The organism is Natronospira bacteriovora (assembly GCF_030848495.1).
GTDB lineage: Bacteria > Pseudomonadota > Gammaproteobacteria > Natronospirales > Natronospiraceae > Natronospira > Natronospira bacteriovora.
This window is the reverse complement of sequence record NZ_JAVDDT010000003.1, coordinates 282,404-293,951: the sequence shown is the minus strand read 5'-3', so window position 1 is coordinate 293,951 and position 11,548 is coordinate 282,404. Positions and strand designations below refer to the sequence as shown.

General features: G+C 66.1%; 11 protein-coding genes. 9 read left to right on the top strand and 2 right to left on the bottom strand.

Annotated elements, in window-relative coordinates:
• Positions 1–55: 55 nt before the first annotated feature.
• On the bottom strand, positions 56–631 hold the full coding sequence (locus RBH19_RS06895) for an LA_2272 family surface repeat-containing protein (RefSeq protein ID WP_306728091.1): 576 nt from the start codon (positions 629–631) through the stop codon (positions 56–58).
• A gap of 54 nt (positions 632–685) precedes the next feature.
• Entirely contained in the window at positions 686–1,108 is a 423-nt protein-coding gene (locus RBH19_RS06890; protein ID WP_306728090.1) for an arginine repressor, read from the bottom strand.
• A gap of 173 nt (positions 1,109–1,281) precedes the next feature.
• Between RBH19_RS06890 and RBH19_RS06885 the strand changes: the two genes are divergently transcribed.
• The 9 genes from RBH19_RS06885 (at position 1,282) to RBH19_RS06845 (ending at position 11,548) form a co-directional block, all read left to right on the top strand.
• Positions 1,282–2,499 (top strand): aspartate aminotransferase family protein, encoded by a 1,218-nt coding sequence (locus RBH19_RS06885; protein WP_306728089.1) that lies wholly within the window; start codon positions 1,282–1,284, stop codon positions 2,497–2,499.
• On the top strand, positions 2,487–3,512 hold the full coding sequence (locus tag RBH19_RS06880; RefSeq protein WP_306728088.1) for an N-acetylornithine carbamoyltransferase: 1,026 nt from the start codon (positions 2,487–2,489) through the stop codon (positions 3,510–3,512). The genes RBH19_RS06885 and RBH19_RS06880 overlap by 13 nt, the downstream gene beginning before the upstream one ends.
• Positions 3,509–4,441 (top strand): acetylglutamate kinase, encoded by a 933-nt coding sequence (argB, locus tag RBH19_RS06875; RefSeq protein ID WP_306728087.1) that lies wholly within the window; start codon positions 3,509–3,511, stop codon positions 4,439–4,441. Before RBH19_RS06880 ends, argB begins: the two co-directional genes overlap by 4 nt.
• Positions 4,431–5,831: an argininosuccinate lyase gene (locus tag RBH19_RS06870; protein WP_306728086.1), complete on the top strand. Its 1,401-nt coding sequence runs from the start codon at positions 4,431–4,433 to the stop codon at positions 5,829–5,831. The genes argB and RBH19_RS06870 overlap by 11 nt, the downstream gene beginning before the upstream one ends.
• Before the next feature lie 56 nt (positions 5,832–5,887).
• Positions 5,888–7,135: an argininosuccinate synthase gene (gene argG / locus RBH19_RS06865; protein ID WP_306728085.1), complete on the top strand. Its 1,248-nt coding sequence runs from the start codon at positions 5,888–5,890 to the stop codon at positions 7,133–7,135.
• Complete coding sequence (locus tag RBH19_RS06860; RefSeq protein WP_306728084.1) at positions 7,132–8,196, top strand: hypothetical protein; 1,065 nt, start codon at positions 7,132–7,134, stop codon at positions 8,194–8,196. The genes argG and RBH19_RS06860 overlap by 4 nt, the downstream gene beginning before the upstream one ends.
• A 22-nt stretch (positions 8,197–8,218) precedes the next feature.
• Positions 8,219–9,277, top strand: coding sequence for an N-acetyl-gamma-glutamyl-phosphate reductase (argC, locus tag RBH19_RS06855; RefSeq protein WP_306728083.1), 1,059 nt, complete (start codon positions 8,219–8,221; stop codon positions 9,275–9,277).
• A 77-nt stretch (positions 9,278–9,354) separates the two neighbouring features.
• Positions 9,355–9,858: an FKBP-type peptidyl-prolyl cis-trans isomerase gene (locus tag RBH19_RS06850; protein WP_306728082.1), complete on the top strand. Its 504-nt coding sequence runs from the start codon at positions 9,355–9,357 to the stop codon at positions 9,856–9,858.
• 31 nt (positions 9,859–9,889) lie between these two features.
• Positions 9,890–11,548 (top strand): dipeptidyl-peptidase 3 family protein, encoded by a 1,659-nt coding sequence (locus tag RBH19_RS06845; protein ID WP_306728081.1) that lies wholly within the window; start codon positions 9,890–9,892, stop codon positions 11,546–11,548.

The following is an 11,548-nucleotide window of genomic DNA, read 5'->3' as shown; positions in this document are numbered from 1 at the left end:
CTTTTCGACATCGGCCCTACCCACTGTGCTCCCCCCGCCGCATCCTGTGACCCGGCTAGAAAGCCCAGGCCACGATCGGAAACACCACCGGTGAGGCGTCCGGCATGGACATGGACGGTTCACTGCGGATGTTCAGCAGCCCTATCTGCAGGCCCTGCAAGCGCTGGGCGTAGTTCACGATGCCGAGCTGGAAACCGCGGTGATGGCCTTGATTCACATTGACCATGCCCCATTGGCCGAGGAAATGCCCGGTTCCGCCGCTGATGTTGATCAATCCGCCCTGGAAGCCATTGCTGTTGTTGCCGCCGCGGTTGAGCAGGGCGAACTGGGCGCCGTAGACATCCCCCTCGACCCAGTTCACCAGCCCGAACTGGGCGCCACGCAGCTCGCCCGTCAGGTGGTTGATGCTGATGGGCGAAATGAGATTGCCCAGATCGGCGCCCTTGAGATCGTGATGTCGGCCATAGATCAGCGACAACCGTACCCCGGTGATGGACTGATGGCTGTCCGGGAACTGAATGGGCGTGAAAAGACTGATGCCGATGGGTGAATCGTCGGCGTGAGAGGCTGGCGCGGCCAGTAGCAGCATGAGCAGCAGGCCGGCCGGCAGTCGCAGTTTTCCCTGTCTCATAAGGCGCTCCTGCATTCAGGATGCCCCCCGCAGGGAATGGGAAATCGCGGACGCTCAGGAGTTCCCTGAATCACCGCCCCCGAACACCGCCAGTACCCGCTCGCGCAGGGTATCCAGCTCGGTGCCGGGTTCACAGGCAATGAAAATCGTGTCGTCCCCGGCCACGGTGCCCGCCATGCCGTCGGGCTGGCGCTTGTCCAGATGCAGGCCCAGCATCTGGGCATGGCCGGGATCGGTCTTGAGCACCAGCAGATTGGGTGGCACCGCGGTGATCTCCATGCGCGGCAGCATCGCCACCGGCTCGCGGTTGACCCGGTAGCGGCCGTCCTGCTTGCGGATGGACAGCTTGCGAAGGTGGCGCGACAGGGTGGGCTGGGTCAGGTGGATACCCCGGGACGCCAGTCGATCCAGCAGGGTGGACTGGTCCGGGATGGCTTCATTGTCGATCAGATCAAGGATGTGCTGGTCCGTGTTCATGGGCGGCCTGTGTGAATGATATGTGCATATTCAGCTGAATAAGCGCATAATATATACCTAAACCCCAGTAAAGTGCATTAAATACGGCAATGGTATTGCATATTATTCATACCCCGTGCATTCTATGCTGCGTGGCCCGGAGGGGCCGATTCGCGTGAGTGCCGAGGTGTGTGATGTCGATGTCCAATCAGGGTTCTGCCTTGCTGGAAACCTATGCGCCGTACCCCTTTGCCATCCACCGGGGGGCGGGCAGCCATGTCTTCGACGAGCACGGGCAGGCCTGGCTGGATCTTTACGGTGGTCATTGTGTGGCCCTGACCGGTCATTGTCATCCCCGGCTTGCCACCGCCGTGGCCGAGCAGGCCTCCACCCTGGGCTTCTACTCCATGGCCGCCCGGCTGCCGGTACGGGAGCGGGCCGCCCGTGCCCTGGTGGATTTTGCACCGGAAGGCCTGGACCAGGTCTTTTTCTGCAACAGCGGGGCGGAAGCCAACGAGAACGCCCTGCGCGTGGCCGCCATGGTCACCGGGCGCAGTCGTTTTGTGGCCTTCGAGGGTGGTTTCCACGGTCGTTCCCAGCTGGCCCTGTCGGTCTCCGATACGCCGGCCCTGCATGCGCGGGCCCCCGGGCTGCAAAACGATGTCAGCCTGCTGCCCTTTGGCGATGAAGACGCCCTGGCGGCAGAGGATCTGTCGGGGGTGGCGGCGGTCATCGTCGAGCCCATCCAGTCCATGGCCGGTGTGCGCGAAGCCCCGGAAAACTGGCTTGCCCGGCTGCGGGCCCAATGCGATGCCGCCGGCACCCTGCTGATCTTCGACGAAATCCAGACCGGCATGGGGCGTCTTGGCCGGCCCTTTGCGGCTGACCAGTACCGCGTCACGCCGGACCTGATGAGCTGCGCCAAGGGACTGGCCTCGGGCCTGCCCATGGGCGCCCTGATCATGAGCAATGCCGTGGCCGCCGCCCTGGGGCCGGGTGACCTGGGCAGCACCTTCGGTGGCGGCCCGGTGGCCTGTGCCGCCCTGCTGGCCACCCTGGGCGTGATCGAGGAGGAGGATCTGCCCGGCCGGGCCCGGCTCGCCGAAGCCGCCATCCGCCGGGGACTGTCCGGCAGCGTGGTTCGTCGGGTTCGTGGCCGGGGCCTGCTGCTCGGGCTGGAGCTGACCGGCGCGGCGGCCCCCCTCAAGGACTGGCTGGCCCGTCAGCACATTCTGGTGGGTGCCTCCGCCGACCCGTCGGTACTGCGCCTGATGCCGCCCCTGAGCCTGGAGCCATCGGCCATCCGTGCCCTGACCGTGGCAGTGCACGCCTTTTCCCATGAAACGAATCTCGAAACACAGCCTTCAGTGAATGCCGACGGCATTCAGGAGACGCAGCCATGCAGCATATGACCCATATCGAAGACCTCGGGATGGAGGGCGTTCACGCCGTGGTGGAGCAGGCCATGACCTGGAAGCGCCAGCACCCGGGCCGGCATCTCGAGGATGTCCTGCTGGGCATGCTGTTCTTCAATCCCTCCCTGCGGACCCGCGCTTCCTTCGAGGCGGTCATGGCCCGTGCTGGCGGTCAGTCCATGGTGCTGGAAGCCGGCAAGGGCGCCTGGGCCATGGAACACCGGGACGGTGTCGCCATGGATGGCGAACGGCCGGAGCATGTGCGCGAAGCGGCCGCCGTCCTGTCCCGTTACGTGGATGTGCTGGCCGTGCGGGCCTTTGCCGGCCTGATGGACGATGCCGAGGATGAAGCCGACCCGGTCATGCGTGCCTTTCGCGCCCACGCCACCGTGCCGGTGATCAGCATGGAATCGGCCCGGGAGCATCTATGCCAGGGCCTGGCCGATGTACTGACCCTGCGTGAGCGCCTGGGTCCGCTCCAGGGGCAGCCGGTAACCCTGAGCTGGGCGCCGCACATCAAACCCCTGCCCAAGGCGGTGCCCAATTCCTTCCTTCTCAGTGCCGCCGCCGCTGGCTGTCAGGTGCGCGTGGCTCATCCGCCGGGCTTCGAGCTGCCGGCGGGCGTCCGTCGGCAGGCCGAGGCCCTGGCCGCGCAGAGTGGTGGCGAGGTGCAGTACGGGCATGAGCAGCTCGAGGCCATGGCCGGCAGTCGGGCCGTGTATGCCAAGGCCTGGGGACCGGTCCTGCCCCTGGCCGATGAGCAGGCGGCCGCTGCCATGATGAAGGCGCATCCGGACTGGCGGGTGGGCGCCGGGCAGCTCGCCCCGGCGAGCGCGGACGCGTTCCTGATGCATTGCCTGCCGGTGCGCCGCGATCTGGAGGTGGAAGCCGCGCTGCTGGATTCCGGTGCCAGCGCCGTGGTCGACCAGGCCGAGAACCGTTTCCACGTCCAGCGGGTGCTGCTGGACATGGCCATGCAGTCCATCGCCGGCCGGCGGGAGGTGGCATGAATCCGCATACCAGTCCCTGGCGCATCCTGCGGTCCGCTGCCCGCTACGTGGCCCGCTTCCGTGACCGGATCTTTGTCATCAAGCTGGGCGGTGAGCTGCTTGCCGATACAGGCGCCCGGCGTCAGATCGCCGAACAGCTGGCGGTGCTGTGGCGCTTCTCCATTCCCGTGGTGCTGGTGCATGGCGGCGGTGGCGAGCTGGATCGCTTCTGCGGCCGGGCCGGCATTGCGGTGGAAAAGGCCGCCGGGCGGCGGATCACCTCGCCGGCGGTACTGGATGCCGCCAAGATGAGTTTCATCGGCCGCCTGCAGACCGATCTGCTGGCCGAGCTGCGGGCCGCCGGTCTCTCCCCGGTGGGCCTGTCGGGCGTGGATGCGGGCCTGGTCGGCGCCCGCCGCCGTGGGCCGACGACGGTGGATGGCCGGCGGGTGGATTTCGGCGAGGTGGGGGACATTGAATCCGTGAACCCGGACATCCTCCATCAGCTCCTGGCCGCTGGCCACCTGCCGGTGGTGACGTCGCTCACCGGTAACGATGCCGGCGAGATCTTCAATACCAATGCCGACACCCTGGCGGCGGAACTGGCCGCCGCGATGGGGGCGGAGAAGCTGTTCTATCTGCTGGATCAGCCCGGCCTGCTGAATGATCCCGCGGATCCGGCCAGCCTGATCACTGAAATTCACCCCGAGGCCCTGACGGCACGCATCAAGGACGGGCGCGTGGCCGGAGGCATGCGTCCCAAGTGCGAGGCCCTGATGCGGGCACTGGAGCAGGGCGTGAAGCGGGTCCACCTGATCTCCGGGCTGCGGGCGGATGCCCTGCTGGAAGAAGTGTTCACCAACGAGGGCAGTGGCACCCTGGTGCACGCCGATGCGGCCCTGGCGATGCCCGGGTCGCCGAACGGCGGGGAGGTGGCCCATGCCGGTTGAACCCATGCGGACACGCGAAGGCGAGGAGACGAAGGCGGCGGATCTGCTGTGGGCCAAGGGTCTGCCACTGGATGCGGAAATCCACCGCTTCACCGTGGATGAAGACCCCCTGCTGGACAGCCGCATCCTGCCCTGGGACATCGTCGGCAGCGCCGGGCATGTGCGCATGCTCGCCGCCACCGGACTGATGCCGGGCGAGGACGCCGCGGCCCTGCTGGCGGCCCTGGAGACACTGCACGGCGAGGCTCTGTCCGGGGAGCTTGTCATTCAGCCCACGCAGGAGGACGGGCATACCGCTCTTGAGCAGGCGCTGATCCAGCGCGCCGGACCGGCCGGCCGGCGCGTGCACCTGGGCCGTTCGCGCAACGATCAGGTGATCCTGGCCGTGCGCCTCTATCTGCGTGACGCCCTGCTTGGTACCGGCCAGCAACTGGCAACCCTGGCCGGGCATTTCAGCCAGTTCGCCGGTTCCCACCTGTCGGTTTTCCTGCCCGGCTATACCCATATGCGCCGGGCCATGCCCTCCAGCCTGGCCCAGTGGGCCCTGGCCTTTGCCGAAGGCCTGAACGAGGAGCTGGAGACCCTGGAGGGTCTGTACCGGCGGCTGGATCGCTGCCCCCTGGGTGCCGCGGCCGGCTTCGGCGTGCCCCTGGCCATTGACCGGGAGTACAGCGCCCGGGTACTCGGTTTCCGCCGGCTGCAGCGTAACCCGGTGGACGTGAACAACAGCCGTGGCCGGCATGAACTGGCGGTCCTGCAGTGGCTGGCCTCGGTGGCCGGCATCCTGGAGAAGTATCTCTGGGACCTTGCCCTGTTCAGCACCGAGGAGTACGGATTTCTGCGTCTTCCGGATGCCTTCACCACGGGATCCTCGATCATGCCGCAGAAGCGCAATCCGGATGTGGTGGAGCTGGCCCGTGGCCGTTGCGGGGAACTGCGGGGCCTGGCAGGCCAGCTGGAGCACATCGCCGCCGGGCTGCCCTCCAGCTACCACCGGGACAGCCAGTTGCTCAAGGCACCGCTGCTGCGCGGCATCAGCCGGGCGGGGGAGCTATTCCAGGTCATGAACCGCCTGGTGCCGTCCGTGCGCCCCTGTCCCGATCGCCTTGCGGCGGCCGATGTGAATGAGCTGTACGCGGCCCATGAGGCCTGTCACCGGGCAGCCGATGGCATGGCCTTCCGCGACGCCTATGGCGAGGTGGCGAGCGAGCTGCTGGCGGGCGACTTCAATCCCGATCGCGGAACCCTGGGCGGTGCCCACACGGGCAGTCTCCAACAGCTCGGCATCTCCGCCCTGGAGGCCGAGCTGGCCGGCCGACGGGAATGGCTTGGGCATCAGCAGCGTCGCCAGCAGCGCACGCTGTCGGCCCTGTGGCAGATCCCGCGCTGAGGGCAGGCGCACCCGGCGCAAACGAATTCAGGCAAACCATTGTGAGGACGCCTTTCATGCAATCCAGAGGCAAGATCGTGCTCGCCTATTCCGGCGGGCTGGACACCACCTACTGCGCCCTGTGGCTGAAGGAGCAGGGCTGGGAAGTGCACACCGTCACCGTGGATACCGGCGGCTTCGATGCAGCCGAACTGGCGCGTATCGAGGCGGCCGCCCGGCATGCCGACGTGGCCGGGCATTCGGTGATCGACGCCCGCCGGCCGCTCTTCGATCGCTTTCTGCGCTACCTGATCTACGGCAATGTGCTGCGGGGCGCCAGCTACCCCCTGTGTGTTTCCGCCGAGCGGGCCTGCCAGGCGGAGGCGGTTGCCCGTCACGCCCTGGCCATCGGTGCCGACGCCTTGGCCCATGGTTCCACCGGGGCCGGCAACGACCAGATCCGTTTCGATGTGGCCTTCCAGGTACTGGCCCCGGGGCTGGCGGTGATTACCCCCATTCGCGATCAGGGCCTTTCCCGTGAACAGGAAGTGGCCTACCTGGCCCGCCACGGCGTGGTGATTCCCCCGGCCACCGGCCGCTACTCGGTCAATGCCGGTCTCTGGGGCACCACCGTGGGCGGGGCCGAAACCCTGGACGGCTGGAGCGAACTGCCGGAATCGGCCTTTCCCTCCGGACCCCCGGCGGCCGCCAGCGATGAAAGCCGTGAACTGTGTATTACCTTCGAACAGGGCATCCCCGTGATGCTGGATGGCGAGTCGCTTGAGCCGGTGCCGCTGATCGAGCGTCTCAATGATCTGGCCGCCCATTTCGGTATCGGCCGAGGCGTGCATCTGGGTGACACCATACTCGGCATCAAGGGCCGGGTCGGCTTCGAGGCCGGCGCCGCCCAGCTGCTGATCACCGGGCATCGGGAGCTGGAAAAGCTGCTGTTGTCCGGACGCCAGCTGTTCTGGAAGGCTCAGCTGGGGGATCTCTACGGCAGCCTCATTCACGAGGGGCAGGCCTTCGACCCATTGGTCGGGAATCTGGAGGCCTTTCTCGAGGCCAGCCAGAAAACGGTCAGCGGCGAGGTCCGCCTGCGCCTGTATCCGAGGGCACTGTCGGTGCTCGGTGTTCGCTCACCCCATTCCCTGATGGACAGCCGTGCGGCCGCCTATGGCGAGGCCAACCATCTCTGGGATGGCGCCGATGCCCGCGGATTTGCCCGCGTGTTCGCGGTGGGCCAGCGCCTGTCCGGGCAGGTGCACCGGGAAGGCAGGAACGATTCGGCCCCTGCGGCCGCGACTGTCGGGGGTGGTTCATGAGAATTCAGGTGGACAAGATTGCCTCGGTCACCCGGCAGATCCCCCTTGACCGGGCACTGACCCTGTCACCCGACATGGAGGTGGTGCCAGGCTCGGTGATCGCGGCCCGGGTGCTGAATGACAAGAACGCCTATAACACTCTGGAGGACGTTTTCGGCCGGCTCAACCGGGTCAACAGCGGTGACCTCATCGTGGGGGCCCTTGGTCATCGCAAAGCCCTGCACGGCTACGAAGGGGTCATGCCCGAAAAGGTGGCAGTGGGTGACCGCCTGCAGCTGCTGAACCTGGGTGGTGTGATCGGCCATTGCCTGTCACACAATCCGGAAGTGGGCCCACCCTTCGAACTGGAAGTGCTGGGTCAGGTGATGGTCTACCCGGAGTTCGGTTCCCGCCGGGGCGTGGCGGCCCGGGTTCAGGATCACGCCGTCGCCAGCGGAACCTCGCTGCCCCGTTGCCCGGTGGTGTTCGTGGCCGGTACCTGCATGAACTCGGGCAAGACCGCGGCGGCCACCCGCCTGATCAAGGGGCTGCGGCAATCCGGTCTGCGTGTGGCCGGTTGCAAGCTCACCGGCATCTCGGCCCTGCGCGACATCCTGGAGATGCGTGACTACGGTGCGGAGTGGGTGAGCGATTTCACCGATGCCGGTGCCACCGGGACAACACCGGCCAATGCGGCCGCGCTCAGCCACCGCATCTTTGCCGCCCTGGGCCGGCATTCGCCCGATGTCATCGTGGCGGAGACCGGCGACGGGGTCATGGGCGAATACGGAGTGCAGGCGATTCTGGAAGACCCGGAACTGCAGTCCCTGTGTGCCGCCTTCGTGTTCTGTGCCAATGACCCGGTGGGTGTGGCCGGCGGGGTTCACTATCTCAAGGCGCGTTTCGGTCTGGCGGTGGACGTGATCACCGGGCCGGCCACCGACAACGCGGTGGGCCTGCGTTTCATCCGCGATGAAGTCGGCGTGGCGGCGCACAATGCGCGCCGGGATGCGCCTGGCCTGATTGAACGGGTCAAGTCTCTCATTGCCCGCCATCAGCCCGGGCAACGTCGTGTTGCCTGATGGTCTGCCCGGAGGCCCGCCAATGAGTAGTGTCGATCAGGGGGTTCACGCGCTGATACTGGGCGCGGCCGGTTATGGCGGCGGCGAGCTGCTGCGCCTGCTGGATGGCCATCCGGCCGTGGGCCGGGTGCAGGCGGTTTCCCGCTCCCATCAAGGCCAGCCCTGGCATGCGGCCCATCCCCGCTTCCGGGGCTTCATCCAGGGCCGCTTTGAAGGCCGGGCGGACTGGTCCGCTCTGGCCCGCAGTGCCCGCCCGGTGTTGTTTTCGGCTCAGCCCAACGGGAGGTTGGCGGAACAGTGGCCGGAACTGGAGCGGGCGTTCCGGGCCCACGGCCTGACGCAGCGGATCACGGTCATCGACCTTTCCGGTGACTTTCGCCTGCCCGATGCCGACAGCTACCAGCGTGCCTATGGTGCGGCCCATGCCTGTCCGGCCTCACTGCCGGGCTGGGTCTATGGTCTCAGCGAGCATCACGCCGACCGTCTTGCCCATGCCCGGCGCATTGCCAATCCCGGCTGCTTCGCCACGGCCATTCAGCTCGGGCTGCGGCCGCTGCTGGAAATGGAACGGCCGGACTGGGTTGCGATCAATGGTGTGACGGGCTCCTCGGGTTCCGGTGTGCATGCCTCGCCCAATACCCACCATCCGGAGCGGGCCGGCGATTTCCGTGCCTACCGGATGCTGACCCATCAGCATGCCGCGGAAGTCCGCCAGGGGCTGGCGGATGTCGGTGGCGAGGACTGCGAGCTGGCCTTCGTGCCCCATTCCGCTCCCCTGGTGCGGGGGATCTTCATCACCCTGCAGGCCCGGGTGTCCGCATCCACCGCCCGGGGTATCCGCGATCATTACGCCAGAGCCCTGGCGGATCAGCCCTTTGTCCGCCCGGTGGAGAGCTCGCCACGGATCCATCACGTGGTTGGCAGCAATGCCTGTGATGTGGGCGTGGCTGTCTCGGGACAGCAGGTGGCGGTCATGGTGGCCCTGGACAACCTCATCAAGGGCATGGCGGGGCAGGCGCTCCAGAACATGAACCTGTCCCTGGGGCTGGATCAGACCCTCGGTCTCGGTGCTCCGGCCTGAGAACCCCGGCCCGGATTTCGCATTTGGGATGATTCGCGGTATTTTGTCCGCCATTGACGATGACCGGGAGTGTCCACATGCGAGCAGCAATTCTTTTGCCGTGCCTGTTTCTGTCGCTGTTTCTGATCACCGGCTGCGAACGCGATGACGTCGCGGAAGCCGAGCCGGAAGAGAACGGGGCAGCCGTGCCGGCCGTGCCGGAGAATGTGTCGGAGCCGCCGGCGGAGGCGGAGCGTTCCGAATCCGGTCTGGCCTGGGTCGTGCTTCGCGAGGGACCGGGCGAAGTGCATCCACGGCCGCAGGACCGCATCAAGGTGCATTATTCCGGCTGGACCACCGACGGCGAGATGTTCGACAGCAGCGTGGTGCGGGGTGAGCCTGCCGTGTTTCCCCTGGGGCGCCTGATCGAGGGCTGGGTGGAAGGCATCCAGCTCATGACCGAAGGCGATACCTTCCGCTTCTGGATACCCGGTGAGCTGGCCTATGACGGCCGCACGGATCGTCCCGGTGCGCCCCAGGGCATGCTGGTTTTTGATGTTGAGCTGATCGAAATTCTCGATGATGACGCTGCGCGTCGCTGAGGCGCCCGAAGCGATCAATGGGGGAAGTGACATGTATCCGCGTATTGCCATTCTGACGCTGTTGTCGGCCCTGCTGGCCCTTGGAGGCTGCGAGCGGGACCGTGAAGAAGCCCTGGATCCGGCCACCCAGAAGACCGAGTATGCCGAGGATCGGGTATCCATCTATGCGCCCTATCGCCTTGAGACCGGCCTGGATCATCTGACGGACAATCAGCGGGACATGCTGCTGATCCTGATGGAGATCGGCGACATCATGGACGATCTGTTCTGGGTGCAGGCCTGGGGTGACCGCGAGGCCCTGATGGCCCGTATCGACAACGAGGCCGTGCGCCGTTTTGCCGAGATCAACTACGGCCCCTGGGATCGACTTGGCGGCGGTCGGCCCTTCGTGCCGGAGGTGGGCGAACGTCCGCGGGGCGCCAATTACTATCCCCGTGACATGAGTCGCGAGGAGTTCCAGGCGGCGGACCTGCAGGGCAAGGACAGTCTCTACACCATGATTCGCCGTGATGAAACTGGCCGGCTGGTGACCATTCCCTACAGCGAGTATTTCGCCGGGGAACTGCAGCGGGCGGCGCAATTGATGCGCGAGGCGGCTGAGCTGGCCGAGTACGATGGCTTTCGCGATTACCTTCTGGCCCGTGCCGAGGCCTTTGAAACGGATGAGTACTATCCCTCGGATGTGGCCTGGATGACCATGCGCGACAACGACATCGAGTTCGTGGTCGGACCCATTGAAACCTATGAGGACCGCCTGTTCGGCAACAAGGCCGCTTTCGAGGCCTTCGTGCTGATCCGTGACCGGGAGTGGAGTGAACGCCTGCAGCGCTTTGCCGACTACCTGCCCGATCTCCAGGCCGGCCTGCCGGTGCCGCCCGAGTACCGGCAGGAAAGCCCGGGCACGGATGCGGACCTCGGGGCCTATGACGCCATCTACTATTCCGGTGATGCCAATGCCGGGGCCAAGACCATTGCCATCAATCTGCCCAACGACGAGCGGGTGCAGCAGGAGCAGGGTACTCGCCGCCTGCAGATCCGCAATGCCATGCAGGCCAAGTTCGACAAGATCGTGGTGCCCATCGCCGACACCCTGATCGTTCCGGATCAGCGCGAGCACGTGATCTTCGATGCCTTCTTCGGCAATGTCATGTTCCATGAAGTGGCCCATGGCCTGGGTCTCAACTTCACCCTGGATGGGGAGACCACGGTGCGTCAGGCCCTGCAGGAACATGCCGCCGCCCTGGAAGAGGCCAAGGCGGATATCCTCGGTCTGCACATGATCACCGAGCTGCTCATGGACGGCCGGCTGGATGACGCCAGCCTGCAGGACTACTACGTTACCTTCATGGCCAGCATTTTCCGCTCCACCCGTTTCGGGGCGGACAGTGCCCACGGGCGAGCCAACATGATTGCCTTCAATACCTTCGAGGAGATGGGCGCTTTCGAAAGGGACGAGGAGAGCGGCCTGTACCGTGTCAATTTCGAGGCCATGCGGGATGCCGTGACGGCTCTGGCCCAGGACATTCTCATGATTCAGGGTGATGGCGACTATCGTCGGGCGGACGAACTCATTGCCGCTCTGGGCCGGATTGGGCCCACCTTGGAAGGGGATCTGCAACGTCTTGAAGAAGCCGGCATTCCGGTGGACGTGATTTTCGAGCAGGGCCCGGAGGTGGCAGGCCTGCACTGA

Coding starts and splice junctions, on each gene's coding strand:
- RBH19_RS06890 (WP_306728090.1), bottom strand. CDS start 1,108: ATGAACACGGACCAGCACATCCTTGATCTGATCGACAATGAAGCCATC.
- RBH19_RS06895 (WP_306728091.1), bottom strand. CDS start 631: ATGAGACAGGGAAAACTGCGACTGCCGGCCGGCCTGCTGCTCATGCTG.
- RBH19_RS06880 (WP_306728088.1), top strand. CDS start 2,487: ATGCAGCATATGACCCATATCGAAGACCTCGGGATGGAGGGCGTTCAC.
- argB (WP_306728087.1), top strand. CDS start 3,509: ATGAATCCGCATACCAGTCCCTGGCGCATCCTGCGGTCCGCTGCCCGC.
- RBH19_RS06885 (WP_306728089.1), top strand. CDS start 1,282: ATGTCGATGTCCAATCAGGGTTCTGCCTTGCTGGAAACCTATGCGCCG.
- argG (WP_306728085.1), top strand. CDS start 5,888: ATGCAATCCAGAGGCAAGATCGTGCTCGCCTATTCCGGCGGGCTGGAC.
- RBH19_RS06850 (WP_306728082.1), top strand. CDS start 9,355: ATGCGAGCAGCAATTCTTTTGCCGTGCCTGTTTCTGTCGCTGTTTCTG.
- argC (WP_306728083.1), top strand. CDS start 8,219: ATGAGTAGTGTCGATCAGGGGGTTCACGCGCTGATACTGGGCGCGGCC.
- RBH19_RS06860 (WP_306728084.1), top strand. CDS start 7,132: ATGAGAATTCAGGTGGACAAGATTGCCTCGGTCACCCGGCAGATCCCC.
- RBH19_RS06870 (WP_306728086.1), top strand. CDS start 4,431: ATGCCGGTTGAACCCATGCGGACACGCGAAGGCGAGGAGACGAAGGCG.
- RBH19_RS06845 (WP_306728081.1), top strand. CDS start 9,890: ATGTATCCGCGTATTGCCATTCTGACGCTGTTGTCGGCCCTGCTGGCC.